At 62.0% G+C, this 14,555-nt stretch carries 13 protein-coding genes and 1 tRNA gene; 5 read left to right on the top strand and 9 right to left on the bottom strand.

The genetic code is table 11. The annotated features are described in order from the left end of the window. Positions 1-5: 5 nt before the first annotated feature. Together NKJ81_RS06055 and NKJ81_RS06060 are read right to left on the bottom strand one after the other, a co-directional pair. Positions 6-1,559, bottom strand: a complete 1,554-nt coding sequence (locus NKJ81_RS06055) for a DHA2 family efflux MFS transporter permease subunit (RefSeq protein ID WP_245274730.1) — start codon at positions 1,557-1,559, stop codon at positions 6-8. Between the two features lie 67 nt (positions 1,560-1,626). Next, complete coding sequence (locus NKJ81_RS06060; RefSeq protein WP_352539957.1) at positions 1,627-2,805, bottom strand: HlyD family secretion protein; 1,179 nt, start codon at positions 2,803-2,805, stop codon at positions 1,627-1,629. 143 nt (positions 2,806-2,948) lie between these two features. Between NKJ81_RS06060 and NKJ81_RS06065 the strand changes: the two genes are divergently transcribed. Next, entirely contained in the window at positions 2,949-3,698 is a 750-nt protein-coding gene (locus NKJ81_RS06065; RefSeq protein ID WP_352539958.1) for a TetR/AcrR family transcriptional regulator, read from the top strand. Between the two features lie 21 nt (positions 3,699-3,719). Here the strand turns inward: NKJ81_RS06065 and yihA are convergent, their stop codons facing one another. From yihA to rpmH, 5 genes are all read right to left on the bottom strand, one after another. Further along, positions 3,720-4,379 (bottom strand): ribosome biogenesis GTP-binding protein YihA/YsxC, encoded by a 660-nt coding sequence (yihA, locus tag NKJ81_RS06070; protein ID WP_031193748.1) that lies wholly within the window; start codon positions 4,377-4,379, stop codon positions 3,720-3,722. Then, positions 4,376-5,014 (bottom strand): CatB-related O-acetyltransferase, encoded by a 639-nt coding sequence (locus tag NKJ81_RS06075; protein ID WP_023677492.1) that lies wholly within the window; start codon positions 5,012-5,014, stop codon positions 4,376-4,378. The genes yihA and NKJ81_RS06075 overlap by 4 nt, the downstream gene beginning before the upstream one ends. A 144-nt stretch (positions 5,015-5,158) precedes the next feature. Next, positions 5,159-6,982 (bottom strand): membrane protein insertase YidC, encoded by a 1,824-nt coding sequence (gene yidC, locus NKJ81_RS06080; RefSeq protein WP_352539959.1) that lies wholly within the window; start codon positions 6,980-6,982, stop codon positions 5,159-5,161. A gap of 13 nt (positions 6,983-6,995) precedes the next feature. Further along, complete coding sequence (gene rnpA, locus NKJ81_RS06085; RefSeq protein ID WP_352539960.1) at positions 6,996-7,349, bottom strand: ribonuclease P protein component; 354 nt, start codon at positions 7,347-7,349, stop codon at positions 6,996-6,998. 23 nt (positions 7,350-7,372) lie between these two features. After that, the gene (rpmH, locus tag NKJ81_RS06090) at positions 7,373-7,507 is read right to left on the bottom strand and encodes a 50S ribosomal protein L34 (protein WP_008833937.1); all 135 of its coding nucleotides are present in this window, start codon (positions 7,505-7,507) and stop codon (positions 7,373-7,375) included. A 334-nt stretch (positions 7,508-7,841) separates the two neighbouring features. On the opposite strand from rpmH, the gene NKJ81_RS06095 reads away from it, so the two are divergent. The 3 genes from NKJ81_RS06095 (at position 7,842) to NKJ81_RS06105 (ending at position 10,681) form a co-directional block, all read left to right on the top strand. Further along, positions 7,842-9,329, top strand: coding sequence for an ATP-binding protein (locus tag NKJ81_RS06095; RefSeq protein WP_352539961.1), 1,488 nt, complete (start codon positions 7,842-7,844; stop codon positions 9,327-9,329). Positions 9,330-9,641: 312 nt separating this feature from the next. Beyond that, positions 9,642-9,718 (top strand) — tRNA-Arg (locus tag NKJ81_RS06100). A 753-nt stretch (positions 9,719-10,471) separates the two neighbouring features. After that, a complete protein-coding gene (locus NKJ81_RS06105) occupies positions 10,472-10,681 on the top strand; it encodes a hypothetical protein (RefSeq protein ID WP_352539962.1) in 210 nt (69 codons plus the stop codon). 46 nt (positions 10,682-10,727) lie between these two features. On the opposite strand, the gene NKJ81_RS06110 is transcribed toward NKJ81_RS06105, so the two are convergent. Both NKJ81_RS06110 and NKJ81_RS06115 read right to left on the bottom strand, forming a co-directional pair. Further along, positions 10,728-11,870 (bottom strand): alpha-hydroxy acid oxidase, encoded by a 1,143-nt coding sequence (locus NKJ81_RS06110; RefSeq protein ID WP_352539963.1) that lies wholly within the window; start codon positions 11,868-11,870, stop codon positions 10,728-10,730. Positions 11,871-11,939: 69 nt separating this feature from the next. After that, on the bottom strand, positions 11,940-12,962 hold the full coding sequence (locus NKJ81_RS06115) for a LacI family DNA-binding transcriptional regulator (protein WP_352540036.1): 1,023 nt from the start codon (positions 12,960-12,962) through the stop codon (positions 11,940-11,942). A 543-nt stretch (positions 12,963-13,505) separates the two neighbouring features. Between NKJ81_RS06115 and NKJ81_RS06120 the strand changes: the two genes are divergently transcribed. Further along, the gene (locus NKJ81_RS06120; protein WP_352539964.1) at positions 13,506-14,468 is read left to right on the top strand and encodes a sugar-binding protein; all 963 of its coding nucleotides are present in this window, start codon (positions 13,506-13,508) and stop codon (positions 14,466-14,468) included. The last annotated feature ends 87 nt before the right edge of the window (positions 14,469-14,555 follow it).

Consider the following 14,555-nt stretch of genomic DNA (forward strand, 5'->3'; position numbering starts at 1 on the left):
GCGCCTCAATGGCCTCCGCCACCGCCGCCCTGAGCGGCTGGCTTGCGGATCACCAGGGTGAAGAGCCCAAGCGTCGCGAACAAAACCGTCAGCATGAAGAATACGTCCATGAACGACAGCAGCGACGCCTGCTGCTGGACCATGCCTGACAGTTTGGAGATGGCCGCCTTGGAGGCGTCTAGCCCGGCGGTCTGCTCGAAGTTGAGCGTCATGTTCTGCAGCTTCTGCTGCGCAGCGGCACTTCCCCATTGCACGTGCTCGGAAAGCCTGGCGTAGTGGAAGGCATTGCGGTCGATCAGCACGGTGTTGATGACTGCCAGGCCGACGGCGCCGCCGAGATTGCGGGTCAGGTTGAACAGGCCAGACGCATTCTTCAGCCGCTCCGGCGGCAAGGTTCCGAGCGCAATGTTGTTGATTGGCACCATACAAAGCATCATCGAGCAGCCGCGCAGGATCTGCGGGATCAGCAGTTCATAGAAATCCCAGTCGGCGGTGAGATGCGTCATCCACCAGGTCCCCGTGGCGAAGCCGAAGAAGCCGATCATCATCATGATGCGCGGGTCCATCTTGTTCGACAATATGCCGGAGATCGGCGCAGTGAAGAACATGGCTAGGCCGCTGACGAACAGCGCCTCGCCGATCATCATCGAATCGTAGCCGCGGATCCGCCCCAGGAACACCGGATAAAGATAGGTCAGACCGTAGAGGCCGATGCCGACGACGAAGGAGAACAACGAGCCGAAGGCAAAATTGATATTGCTGAAAGCCCTCAGATCGACAATCGGCTCCTCGGCGGTGAACACGCGCCAGAAGAACAGCACCGCGCCGAAGGTCATGATGACGGCGCAGATGAACACCGCCTGATCCTGCAGCCAGTCGTTGTTGGGACCCTCCTCCAGCACATATTCCATGCAGCCCAGGAAGGCGGCCATGCCGGCAAGCCCCCACCAGTCGAACTTGCTGAACAGCTTGAGATTGGGTTTGTCGAAGTCGATCAGCGACCAGGCGGCCGTCGTCACCAGAATGCCGGGCACGACGTTGACCAGGAACAGCCAGTGCCAGGACATGGCATGGCTGATATAGCCGCCGACGGTCGGGCCGATGGTTGGCGCCAGCGTCGCCACCAGGCCGATCATCGGCGAGACGATGGCGCGGCGCGACGGCGGGAAGATGGTGAAGGCGGCTGCAAAGACGCTCGGGATCATGCCGCCGCCGATGAAGCCCTGCACGGCGCGGTAGACGATCATCTGGTCGATATTGGTTGCGGTCGCCGCCAGCGCGCTGGCCGCCGTGAAACCTGCCGCCGAGATTGTGAACAGCACCCGCGTCGACAGCATCCGGCTGAGGAAGCCCGACAGCGGGATCATCACCACCTCGGCAATCAGATACGCCGTCTGCACCCACGGAATCTCGTCCGAACTGGCGCTCAGGCCCGCCTGGATCTCGGCCAGCGAGGCCGAGACGATCTGGATGTCCAGGATCGCCATGAACATGCCGAACACCATTGCCAGGAAGGCGATGACGCGGCGCGTCGAGATGTGGTCGACCGGCACCGGCATGGCTGGCGCCGGCGCCGATCCTGCAGTTAGGGTTGCGGTCGCCATGACCCTTGCTCCCGGTTCCGCTTTACTTCGATGCCGAAGGCGCGGTGCGGCTGTCGACGGCGACGACGACGCTCAGGCCGGCGCGCAGCTTGCCCGTCTTCAGCACATCCGCGGGCACGTCTATGCGAACCGGAACGCGCTGCACCACCTTGGTGAAATTGCCTGTGGCGTTTTCCGGCGGCAGCAGCGAGAACACTGCTCCCGAAGCCGGGGCCAGCGACGACACGGTACCCTCGATGTCCTGACCGTCGATCGCGTCGACCGACACTCTGACCTTTTCACCAGGCACCAGCCGGGCAAGCTGGGTCTCCTTGAAGTTGGCAACGATGTAGAGCTTGTCCATTGGCACGATGACGGCGAGCTTCTGTCCGGGGCTGATCAGGTCGCCCTGCTCGACCGAGCGGTTGCCGACCACGCCGTCATAGGGTGCGCGCAGCACGGTGAAGGACAGATCCCGCACCGCCTTGTCGTGGGCAAGCTGCAGCGAGCCCAGCGTGCTTGCCGATTCCGCCCGCTGCGCCTGGAGCACGCCGATATTCGCCTGAGCCGCCGCGATCTGCGCGTCGGCGCCGGCTAGTGCGGCATTGGCTTGCTCGACCGCCGTCTGGGCATCGTCCAACTGGGCCTGGGTACCGACGCGGGTCTTGAGCAACTGGGCGGCACGAACCTGAGCTCGCTTCGCATTATCGGCCGCGGCCTGGTCGGCGGTCTTCTGCGCCTGCGCCTGCTTGAGCGAGGCGCGCGCCGCCTCGGTCTGGGCATCGATGCGGTCGAGCGTCTTGCTCAACGTGGCGATCTGCGCCTCGGCCTGGGCAACGGCTATCTTGTAGTCACCGTCATCGACGATCAGCAGCGGGTCGCCGGCCTTCACCTGCTGGTTCTCGGTCACTTTGACCTGATCGACATAACCCGAGATTTTTGGCGAGATGAACGCGGTGTCGGCCTGGACATAGGCATCGTCAGTCGTGATCATGAAGCGCCCGTCGGTCCAGTAATCATAGCCATACCAGGCGCCGGCGCCCAGCAGGGCCAGGCCGATGATGGGCAACAACATCGAGCGCATCGAGCGCTTCTTCTTGGCGGGAGCCAGCGGGGTGACGTCGGCGGGCTTGAGAGGGGTTTCCGGCGCTTCGATCGCAGGCTGGACCTTGGCACTGGGGAAGGGGCGGACTTCGGCACTGGTGGGCGCGTTCGAGGACATGATATCTCTCTAAATTAACTGGCGCTGAATTTTGTCAGACTGAACCGTTCGGTTCGATCTCGACGTTGACTTAGCGCTTAAAGAGGACCATATCAAGAGCAATCGAACCGGATGGTTCGAATTATTTTACGAGGTGTGACATTATGGCCGAAGCCCCCAAGGCCGCTCCTTTGCCTGATTCAGGCCCATTGCCCAGCGCTGGCAAGGACCAGTGCGATCTGCTGGACAGCCTGCCGCGCGGCCGCCCGGCCGCGGGTCAAGACCCGGTCAAGCGCAGCCAGATCATCGACGGTGCGCGCCGTGTCTTCATCGAAAAGGGCTTCGAAGCCGCGTCGATGAACGACATTACGCGCGAGGCCGGCGTGTCCAAGGGCACCATCTATGTCTACTTTGCCAACAAGGAAGAGCTCTTCGAAGCGCTGATCGAGGAAGAGCGCGGCACGATTTTCAAGAACATGTATGAGGTGCTCGACCAGATCGGCGACCTTCGCCAGACGTTGGTGAAGTTCGGCATCGTGCTGTCCATGAAGATCACTTCGGCGCGGGTCATCCTGGCGCAGCGGACGGTGATCGGCGCGTCGGAACGCATCCCGGAGCTTGGTGCCCGGTTCTACGAACGCGGCCCGAAGCGTGGCCATGACAGGGTCGTCGTTTTCCTCAACATGGCTATCGAACGCGGCCTGCTGAAGATCGACGACGTCGAGCTTGCCGCCTATCAGTTCACCGAACTGTGTCTGGCCGGTCTTTTCCGCCAGTGCATTTTCGCCTATCGCACCAAGGCGCCAAGTGTGGCCGAGATCGAACACATCGTCAGGTCGGGCGTCGATGTGTTCCTGAAGGCCTACGGCACCGAACAGCTTGCAGAGCAGGAACGGGCCTCCAGCCCCGCCTGACAGGCTGCCAGGGTCGGTGGCCTATCCGCCATTGGCGGCGAGCACGATCGCCGCACGCAGTTCCTCGAGACCCTCGCTCTTTTCCGACGACGTGGCGAGCACGAAGGGAAATGCCGCCGGGCGTTTCTTGATCTTCTGGAGCGTTTCCTCGATCAGCCGCGGTACCCCCGCCGCTTTGATCTTGTCGGTCTTGGTCAGCACGATCTGATACGACACCGCCGCCTTGTCGAGCAGCGACAGCACCTCGTCGTCCTTGGCCTTGATGCCATGGCGGGCATCGATCAGCACGTAGACGCGCTTCAGCGTCACCCGGCCCTTGAGATAGTCGAACACGAGCTTCGTCCACTCGTCGACCTTTTCCTTCGGCGCCGTGGCGTAGCCATAGCCCGGCATGTCGACCAGCGCCATCGGCGGCAGGTCGGCGCCCTCTCCCGAAAATCCGCCCGGCACGAAATAGTTGAGCTCTTGCGTGCGGCCCGGTGTGTTGGAGGTGCGCGCCAGCCCCTTCTGGTTGACCAGCGCGTTGATCAGCGACGATTTGCCGACATTGGAGCGGCCGGCAAAGGCGATCTCGGGCGGTCCCTCCGGCGGCAGGAATTTCATCGCCGGCACGCCGCGGATGAAGATCCAGGCTCGCGTGAACAATTCGATGCCGATCGTGGTCTTGTTCAACGCGTTCAAACCGCCGCCTCCAGAAGAAAAATGTTGCTGCCACGAATAGCATCGAGATTGCGGCTGATCTTTTCCACTGGCCAGTGCCACCACGCCAGCGCCAGCAGCCGCCGGATGGTCCTGTCATCGAAGCGCATCTTCACCACTTTGGCCGGATTGCCGGCGACGATCGCATAGGCCGGCACATCGTGCGTCACCACCGACTTTGCCGCGACGATGGCGCCGTCGCCGATCTTCACGCCCGGCAGCATAACCGCTTCCATGCCGATCCAGACGTCGTTGCCGACGATTGTGTCGCCACGCACCTCCTTCGACCATGTCGCCGGGTCGAAGCCTTCCTCCCAGCCGTGACCAAAGATGTTGAACGGATAGGTCGAAAAGCCGGACATGGCGTGATTGGCGCCGTTCATGATGAAGCGCGCGCCTTCGGCAATGGCGCAGAACTTACCGATGATCAGCCTGTCGCCGATGAACGGATAATGATGCAGCACGCATTTTTCGGCGAATTTGTCGGGTCCGTCAGGGTCGTCATAATAGGTGAAGTCGCCGATCTCGATATTCGGCGCCGTCACCAGCGGCTTCAGAAAGCCGACGCGCGTGTGCAACGGGATCGGATGCTTGATCGATGGATTGGGTCCGGTCATATCGAGCTCCGTCGGGCAACTGCCAGCCAGGTCAAAATAGCGCGATCCGTCCGGCAGTACCAATCGCTTAATCCAGGCGGGCAGCCTGTGCAAAAAGCCCCGGACGAACCGGGGCTTTCTGGTTTCGCACTATCGGAGCGCCGGCTATTCCGCCGGCGACGGTTTCTTGCGGAACAGCGCGACCAGATTGTCCCACAATTCGATCTTGGCGCCCTGCCGCTTCATGATCACGCCCTGCTGCAGGATCGACAGCGTGTTGTTCCAGGCCCAGTAGATAACGAGGCCGGCCGGAAAACCCGCCATCATGAAGGTGAAGATCACGGGCATCCACGTGAAGATCGCCGCCTGCGTCGGGTCCGGCGGCGTCGGGTTCATGCGCATCTGCAGGAACATCGTCACGCCCATGATCAGCGGCCAGACGCCGATCATCAGCATGTGCGGCAAGGTAACGGGGATCAGCCCGAACAGGTTGAAAATCGATGTCGGGTCCGGCGCCGCCAGATCCTGGATCCAGCCGAAGAACGGCGCGTGCCGCATCTCGATGGTGATGTAGAGCACCTTGTAGAGCGAGAAGAACACCGGGATCTGCAATGCCACCGGCCAGCAGCCGGCGAGCGGATTGATCTTCTCGGTCTTGTAGAGCTCCATCATCGCCTGCTGCTGCTTCATCTTGTCGTCCGCGTATTTCTCGCGGATCTCGAGCATCTTGGGCTGCACCTTCTTCATGTTCGCCATCGACGCATAGGACTTGTTGGCGAGCGGGAAGAACAGCGCCTTGACGATGACGGTGGTGGCGAGGATCGCCAGACCGAAATTGCCGAAGAATTTGTAAAGCGTGTCGATCAGCCAGAACATCGGCTTGGTGATGAAATAGAACCAGCCCCAGTCGATCAGCAGATCGAACTGGCGGATATGACGGTCCTTTTCATAGGCGTTGATCGTCGAAACTTCCTTGGCGCCGGCGAATATCTCCGACTCCACGGTCGTCGATTGCCCGGGAGCGATTGTGACCGGATCGGACAGGAAATCGGACTGGTAGCTGTGCGGATGGGGCCCGCTTTTGAACTCGAAATAAGAGAATTTGGGCTGAAATTCGCGGCCGCTCGGCGGCACCAGGGTCACCGCCCAGTATTTATCGGTGATGCCGAGCCAGCCGTCGGTCGACTTGCCTGGCTTGAATTCTCTCTCCGATTCGACCTTGGAGTATTTGTACTCTTGCAGGCCTTCGCTGCCGGTAACACCGATCAGGCCTTCGTGCAGCACATAAGTGCTGGCGATAGCCGGCTTGTCGAAACGGGTGACGCGGCCATAGTTCGACAACGTCGCGGGTGCCGAGCCCCCATTCTGGACCGTGTCGGACACGGTGAACATATATTGGCTGTCGACAGAGAAGGTGCGCTTGAAGGTCAGGCCCTTGTCATTGGTGAAGGTCAGCGTGACCGGCGTCGCTGGCGTCAGAGTCGCATTGCCATCGGTCTGCCAGACCGTGTCAGGGCCGGGCAGCCTGCCCACATCCGGCGTGCCGGAAAAGCCGATCTCGGCGAAATAGCCGTTCGGCAGGGACGCCGGGTTGAGCAACGCGATCTCGGGCGAAGTCTTGTCGACCGTCTCCGTGTAGTGCTTGAGCCGGAGGTCGTCGAGGCGCGCACCGGTGAGGTTGATCGAGCCTTCGAGGCTCGGCGTGTCGATCTTGACGCGGCTGGTCGAGGCAATCGCCTGGTCGCGGCCGGCCGCGGTGACGGCTTCGCCGCCAGGCGCGTTCGGAATGGCGCCCGGCTGCACCGGTGTTTCGCTGGCGCCCGGGCTGGTGCCTTGGGCGGCCTTCTTCTGCTCCGCCACGCGCTGCTCTTCGATGCGGGCGGCTTCGCGCTGCATCTCGCTGCGCGGCATCACATAGAAATATTGCCAAAGCGCCAGGATCAGCACCGACAGTGCGATGGTGATGAAGAAGTTGCGGTTGTTTTCCATCGAAGCCCTTGGCCTATCGTGTTCCACGCAATCTGCGGGAGAGTTCGGCCTTCAACTGGCCGAACGGAGTGGTAAGCACGTCTTCGCGCCCGACAATGACATAATCATTGCCTGGCGCCATGTCATCGGCGGCATGTGTGCGCACGGCTTCTCTCAGCCGCCGCCGGATGCGGTTGCGAACGACGGCGTTGCCGACCTTCCTGGTGACGGTGTAGCCGACGCGCGGCGCCTCGCTGTCGCCGCGGCCCAGGACCTCGACGAGGAAAAGCCGCCCGCGGCGCTTTTCGCCGCGGCGGACAGCCAGGAATTCCGCGCGCTTCAGAAGCCGCTTGGGATGGGCACCCGTTGGCTTGCCGGTTGCGGGCAACGATCTTGTCTCTCGCTTGGTGCTCAGGCGCTGAGACGCTTGCGGCCGCGGTTGCGGCGGGCTGCGACGACGCCGCGGCCACCTTTGGTGGCCATGCGGGCGCGGAAACCGTGCCTGCGTTTGCGGACGAGTTTGGACGGCTGGTAAGTACGCTTCATTTGTTTAAATACCGCGGGGTGCGGCCCTTCTTGATTCTGTCACTTTGTAACAGGAGCTTTGCCGGGCCGGTTTTGGCGCGATCGAAACCGCGCCGGGACGAATGGCCCGAGCGTGAGCGGGCTTATAGAAAGAAGGGTTTTGGAAGTCAATCCAGCGTGTCGGGCCGGCATTGTCGGACCGGCATCGAAGTCTTGCGGCCCTTTGTCCGGCTTCGACCAAGGATGAATTTGGCAAAAAAGCCGCAATCGCCTAATCTCACCCGATCAAGCGATCGTGAAGACGAGCAGTCCCTAAGACAAGCAGCCGTGATGACAGGCAGCCGTGACGACGAGCATGAGTGAAGTCCCAGCAACCGACGAAAGCATCGCCCAGGCGAAGGCGGCCACCCGCAGGGTGCCGCTGGCGCGCGGCCTGTCGACCAAGTTGCTGCTGCTCACCATCGTCTTCGTGCTCTTGGCCGAAATCCTCATCTTCGTGCCCTGGATCGCCAGCTACAGGCTGAGTTGGCTGAAGGAGAGGCTGAGCACCGCCGCCGCGGTTTCCATCGTCCTGGTGCAGGGCGAACCTGCCTCGCTGTCGCGTGCCGCCCAGAACGACGTACTGATGGCGATCGGCGCCAAGGCGATCGCCGTGCGCGACGGCGGCGTCTCGCGGCTTCTGGTCGTGGCCGAAATGCCGCCGCAGGTCGACGAGCATATCGATATCGCCAATGTCGGCATGATCAAGGGTATGACCGGCGCGCTGGACACGCTGTTTTTCGGCGGCAAGCGGATGCTGCGCGTTTTCGGGCCGGTCGGCGACAGCGACAAGGAATTCGAGCTGATCATGCCCGACCACCGCCTGCGCAATGCCATGCTGATCTATTCGCGCAACGTCGCCTTCGTCTCGCTGCTGATCTCGCTGTTCACCGCCATGCTGGTCTACGCCGCGATAGACCTGATCATGATCGGCCCGATCAGGACGATGACACGCTCGATGCTGTCCTTTTCCGAGGCGCCCGACGATCCCGGTCGCATCATTCACCCCGCCGCCCGGGCCGACGAGATCGGCGTCGCCGAACGCGAGCTGTCGCAGATGCAGGAGCGGCTGCAGAAGATGCTGTCCGAGCAGAAGCACCTGGCCGATCTCGGCCTCGCGGTTTCGAAGATCAACCACGACATGCGCAACATCCTCGCCTCGGCGCAGCTCATGTCGGACCGCCTGCGCCAGGTCAAGGACCCGACCGTGCAGGCCTTCGCACCAAAACTGCTGCGCGCGCTCGACCGTGCGGTGTCCTACTCGGAGGGCGTGCTGGCCTATGGCCGCACCCAGGAGCCGCCGCCGTCGCGCCGCAGGCTGCGGCTGCGCCAGCTGGTCGAAGACGTCCAGGGCCTGCTCGACATCGAATGCGGCATCGAATTCGTCAACGCCGTCGATCCGGTGCTCGAGGTCGACGCCGATTCCGACCAGCTGTTCCGCGTGCTCACCAATCTTAGCCGCAACGCCGTGCAGGCGATGGCGGCCGACACCGAGAGCGCCGTGGTGCGCCGCTTGACCATATCGGCCGAGCGCATCGGCAGCGTCAGCCGCATCGTCGTCACCGACACCGGCCCCGGCCTGCCGCCAAAGGCGCGAGAAAACCTGTTCGCGGCATTTCGCGGCTCGGCCCGCAGCGGCGGCACCGGCCTTGGCCTGGCGATCGCCCATGAATTGATCCGCGCCCATGGCGGCACGGTGGAGCTGGTCGAATCGATCGGCGGCCGCACCACATTCGCGGTCACCATTCCCGACCAGCCGGTCCGGCTCGACCAAGCCCGCAACGGTCTGCGCCGCCCGGCGTAACGAACCGTTTCGTTACGGACCGTTTCAATTCGCAAATGGTTGGTCCGAGACTACGAGCCATCGGCTCGGCCGCCGTGCAACGGCGTGTTTCGTTACGGGCCGTTCCGATTGGCAAATGACTGATCCAAGACGACGACCTATCGGCTCGGCCGCCGTGTGACGCGATCTTGCCTTCGCCGGCCGGCGCATGACGGCAAAACTTTTGGCCAGGATCGGCTTGCTTTTCGCAAATTCAGTCGCTAGGGAACAGCTCACATTCGCGGCCGGTCGCCAGGATCGGATCGCGGGGCTATGCAAAGCATGGCCTGTTGCGCGCCCGTAGCTCAGCTGGATAGAGCACCAGACTACGAATCTGGGGGTCAGGAGTTCGAATCTCTTCGGGCGCGCCAATAAACTCATGCCTACCCCGGGGAACATAAGTAACAGAATCTACCACCGGTGGCCGGAAAGTCGCGAGGGCTGAGCGCCATCCATGCCAAAAAGGGGATCGTCAGCTAATGCTGCTCAGTCGGCCTGCTTAATCTCCGGGCCCGGTTCAGTCGGCGGGCCTGGCGTGCAATCCTGGCCGGTGCATTCCTGCACCGGATCCTTCGCCGGCGGCAGACAATTTTGGCCTTCACAATGAACGGGCGGCTGCGCTGTTGCGGCTTTATTGTTCTGCGGCACAGGCCGATCCTCAGCGCGAACGGCCGGTATTCCAAGGTCGATCACGGCCGTGCACAAGAGCGCAATCCGAAGCAAGTTCATTTTCGCCTCCGCAACTGACAGCGAGACGCAGATTATATCTTCGAACTGCGGCCAACATCCTGTCACCCGCGAACGGCGTTAACAGTGCGTTTCATTGCCGGTCGGAAGGGCGTACCGATTGAGATCGAGCGTCATCCTCTTCCTGGCGAAATAGCGCCAGAAACGGAGCTTTCGGCCAGAGGTGACTGAAGCCAACCTTCCGATTTTTCTGTACACCTGTTCGAAGGGTTCGAGGTGCGTTAGGGCCTCGCATATTCGAGGTTTTCAGTTCTTTCACGGGGGAACGTAGATGACGGCATTCAACAGCGTCCGTTTCCGGGTCCAAGCCGGGTAGTGAAGACGAATTCGTCGAACTGTTCAGCAGCGCTCCGCGCAATTTCGAGGGATTGCGAAAAATGGCTCTCATCAAATCGGGAGATGGCGCCTTCTTCTCGATTGGAGAGTGGGACACGTTTCAGCATATGGTCGATGCCAGGCCCAAAATGCTGGGCAATCTTGATCGGTTCCGGCATACGTTGCAGCAGCTTGAGGGCGGATATACGGATGCTGTTTCCGGCGAGGCTGTCTTCGAAACGGACGGCAGGAGCAGCGGCAGGTCGGTATAGTTTCGCACTTCGAAAAGCTTATGCCGTGCGCCACTTCCCGGCTCTATTACCTAAACCGCACATTCCCCCTGGAAAGCTCTGCCACTGACCTGCATCCCATCAGCCGCATGTCGCGTTCGATCTCGGTTCGCATCAGGCCGAGCGCCCGTTCGACGCCGGCCTGCCCGGCGGCTGCCAGCGGGAAGAGATAGTAGCGCCCGACGCCGACGGCCTTGGCGCCCAACGACAGGGCCTTCAGCACATGCGTGCCGCGCTGGACGCCGCTGTCGATGATCACGTCGATCTTGTCGCCCACCGCGTCGACAATCTCCGCCAGTTGGTCGAAGGGGCTGCGCGAGCCGTCCAGCTGTCTGCCGCCATGATTTGACAGAACGATGCCGGTGCAGCCGATGTCTACCGCCTTTCTGGCATCGGCGACGCTCATGATCCCCTTCAGGCAAAACTGGCCGTTCCAGAAGCGGACCATGTCTTCGACGTCCTTCCAATCCAGCGATGGATCGAGGATCTCGGTGAAATAGCGGCTGATGGAAAGCGCTCCGCCACCGAGATCGATATGGCCGTCCAACTGCGGCAGGCTGAATTTTTCGTGCGTCAAATAGTCGATAGCCCATCTCGGCTTGATCGCGAACTGCATCATGCCGCCGAGCGTAAGCCGAAAGGGGATGGAAAAGCCGGTCCGCAGGTCACGCTCGCGGTTTCCGCCGGTGACGCTGTCGACCGTCAGCATCATCACCTCGACGCCGGACGTCTTGGCGCGCTCCATCATGGCGCGGTTCAGGCCGCGATCCCTGTGAAAATAGAACTGATAGACCTGCGGCGTCCTGTGCTTGCGGACTTCCTCCAGGCTGATCGTGCCGAGCGACGAGACGCCGAACATCGTGCCGAACTTCTCCGTCGCCGCGGCGACGGCGCGCTCGCCGCTATGGTGAAACAGCCGCTGGAGAGCCGTCGGCGAACAATAGACCGGCATCGCCAGCTTCTGGCCCATGACGGTGACCGACATGTCGATCTGTCCAACGCCGGCAAGGACGTTGGGGACGAGATCGCAGTCCTCGAACGCCGCCGTGTTGCGCCGCAGCGTCGTCTCGTCGTCCGCGCCGCCATCGATATAATTGAAGATCGGACCTGGCAGGCGCTGTTTTGCCAGCCGGCGGAAGTCCTGAAAATTGTAGCAGCTTTGCAATCTCATGAAATCAATCGGGTATATGCCGGGCCCGATGTCAAGCCTGTGCCATTGTCGATCGCCGGCGCTCTCGCCTCAGCCCGCCAGAGCGCCAACCGACTCCCGCTCCACCAGCGGGCATTCGAGCTTGGTGATGGGATAGCGGCCACGACCGGGAGCAGCGGGGACTTCGAGCTGCTCGATCGCCCATTGTCCCATCGCCATATGCGGCAGGATCGACGTCGTCAGCGGCGGGAACAGATGCCGCGCGATCTCCTCGTCGTCATAACCGATCACCGAAATATCCCGGGGGATGTGCAGGCCGGCCTCCTTCAGCGCCTCGTAGCAGCCGATCGCGGTGCGGTCGTTCTGGCAGAAGATGGCGGTCGGCCGGTCCTTCAGCGCCAAGAGCTCGACGGTCGCGGCATAGCCGGCGCTCGCCGACCAATCGCCTTCGACGACCAGCGCCGGGTCGAACGGAATGTCGGCCGTCGCCAGCGCCCGGCGGTAGCCCTTCAGCCTGTCCTGCGCCGCTTGCATCCAGGGCTCGCCGGTGATGGTAGCGATGCGCCGGTGGCCATGGCCGATCAAGTGGCGGGTGGAGCTCTGGCCGCCGGCGATCTCGCTCGGCACCACGGCGGGGAAGGCATAGTCGGCGGTGTAGCAGTTGAGCAGGATGACCGGAATGTCGAGGCCGTAGAGATAGTCCGGCGCGACGATCTCGCGGGTGAAAATGGTCATGTAGATCAGCGCCGAAATGCCCCGCTTGGTCAGTGCCGCGATGGCCCGGGGCTCCATCACCTCGTCGCCCATGGTCTGCGCCACCAACACTACATTGCCGGCGTTCCACGAGGCTTGCCGCGCCCCTTCAATGGCGACGACCGCCTCCGGGCTGGTCGCCAACTGGTCGACGGCGAAGCCGATCACGCCATCCAGCCCGTCGAATGCGGCAACCGGGGCTCGCAAGGCAGAAAACACGGGCGGCGAATAGCCCAGCGTTCGCGCCGTCTCGATCACCCGCTCGCGGGTTTGCTGCGACAGCCTGATGCCCGGCGTGTTGTTGAGCACGAACGAAACCGTCGCCTGCGAACAGCCTGCCGCCCTGGCGATGTCGGTCATGGTGACGCGGCCCTTGGAGTTTTTCCCGGACAGCTTGCGCCGCCTGGTACCCTCAAGGACGGGATCACGCAGTGGTTCGTTCATGTCATTGGTCCCTCGAACCTCGGATTTATAGGGCGAAGCGATACTAATAGATATAATCGACCCTCTTAGGCGATTTAGTCCCCGATCCAAAACGGTTGCGACTGGGGAGGCCTCTCTCGTTTGTGGCGAGAAATCCCGATCAACTAATACTCTTTACTAATATCTGGCATCCCTATAACGTCAATCCATCATGCCCGGACGACGTCGGACCGCGCATGTTCGGAACGCAAGTCAGCCTGGTATCGGACGGTTCCCGTCAGTCGAAGCTTGCCTGCCGCTCCGGGAAATGTCAGACAAATCGGACTATTTACGAACGCCGAATGAGTCTCTAAAGTCGACGATAGCGGCTGGAATGGCGTCGTTCTTCGCTGCCGGAAACCCTTGAGGAGGAGGGCGTCCAAGCCGCGCCGGCACGTTCATCATCAGCGAAAATTACTGAGTCAAAATGGGAGGTTGAATATGAAATCTGTGATACGAAATGCGTCCGTCGCCGCTGCGGCCCTGCTGCTCGGCCTTTCCGCCAGCGCAATTGCGCGGGCCGACGACAAGCCGACTCTGGCCTTCGTCGTCAACGGCGCTTCCGATTTCTGGAAGGCGGCCGAAGCCGGCGTCAAGAAGGCTCAAGGCGAACTGCCCAATTACAATCTGGAGCTCAAATATCCGGAGCAGTCCTCGGTCGCCATCCAGCAGCGCCTGATGGACGACCTGGTGACGGCCGGTGTTAAGGCGATCATGGTCTCGGCCGTCGATCCCAAGACGTCGACCGACGGGCTGAACAAGATCGCCTCGGAAACGGCGTTGTTCACCACCGACAGCGACGCACCACAGACCAAGCGTGTCGCCTATATCGGCTCTTCCAATGTCGATGCCGGCAAGCAGGCGGCAGAGATCGCCAAGAAGGCAATGCCTGACGGCGGCAAGTGCCTCGGCTTCGTCGGCCTGCTCGGCGCCGACAATGCCAAGGAACGTATCCAGGGCATGAAGGAAGGTCTCGCGGGCACCAAGATCGAATTGGTCGACGTGCGTGGCGACGACATCGATCAGGCTCGCGCCAAGAAGAACGTCGAGGACGCGCTGGTCGCCAGCCCCGACGTCACCTGCATGGTCGGCTTCTATTCCTACAACACGCCGCGCATCTATGAAGCGCTGCGCGATGCCGGCAAGCTCGGCCAGATCACCGTCGTCGGCTTCGACGACGATCCGATCACGCTGGGCGGCGTCAAGGAAGGCACCGTCGCCGCCACCGTCGTGCAGCAGCCCTTCGAATGGGCATATCAGGGCATGAAGCTGATGGCTGCCTATCTCGAGGGCGATAAGTCGGGCATTCCCGCCGATGGCCTGATCATCATCCCGACCAAGATCATCGGCAAGGACGATGTCGACGCCTACGCCGCCAGCCTCAAGGCGATGTCTGGAAACTGAGCAAATTAGGTTGCGCCGGCTCAAGGTTCGCCTTGAGCCGGCGTTCTATTGACGGGCCTCGCGAGGCCCGTCAGTCTGAGACCAAAC

The organism is Mesorhizobium sp. M0018, from assembly GCF_040323955.1.
Taxonomy (GTDB): domain Bacteria; phylum Pseudomonadota; class Alphaproteobacteria; order Rhizobiales; family Rhizobiaceae; genus Mesorhizobium.

Bases quoted from the DNA above. Each gene is read 5' to 3' on its own strand.
- NKJ81_RS06055 (WP_245274730.1), bottom strand. From the start codon at position 1,559: ATGCCGGTGCCGGTCGACCACATCTCGACGCGCCGCGTCATCGCCTTC.
- NKJ81_RS06060 (WP_352539957.1), bottom strand. From the start codon at position 2,805: ATGTCCTCGAACGCGCCCACCAGTGCCGAAGTCCGCCCCTTCCCCAGT.
- NKJ81_RS06065 (WP_352539958.1), top strand. From the start codon at position 2,949: ATGGCCGAAGCCCCCAAGGCCGCTCCTTTGCCTGATTCAGGCCCATTG.
- NKJ81_RS06075 (WP_023677492.1), bottom strand. From the start codon at position 5,014: ATGACCGGACCCAATCCATCGATCAAGCATCCGATCCCGTTGCACACG.
- yidC (WP_352539959.1), bottom strand. From the start codon at position 6,982: ATGGAAAACAACCGCAACTTCTTCATCACCATCGCACTGTCGGTGCTG.
- rpmH (WP_008833937.1), bottom strand. From the start codon at position 7,507: ATGAAGCGTACTTACCAGCCGTCCAAACTCGTCCGCAAACGCAGGCAC.
- NKJ81_RS06095 (WP_352539961.1), top strand. From the start codon at position 7,842: ATGAGTGAAGTCCCAGCAACCGACGAAAGCATCGCCCAGGCGAAGGCG.
- NKJ81_RS06105 (WP_352539962.1), top strand. From the start codon at position 10,472: ATGGCTCTCATCAAATCGGGAGATGGCGCCTTCTTCTCGATTGGAGAG.
- NKJ81_RS06110 (WP_352539963.1), bottom strand. From the start codon at position 11,870: ATGAGATTGCAAAGCTGCTACAATTTTCAGGACTTCCGCCGGCTGGCA.
- NKJ81_RS06115 (WP_352540036.1), bottom strand. From the start codon at position 12,962: ATGACCGACATCGCCAGGGCGGCAGGCTGTTCGCAGGCGACGGTTTCG.
- NKJ81_RS06120 (WP_352539964.1), top strand. From the start codon at position 13,506: ATGAAATCTGTGATACGAAATGCGTCCGTCGCCGCTGCGGCCCTGCTG.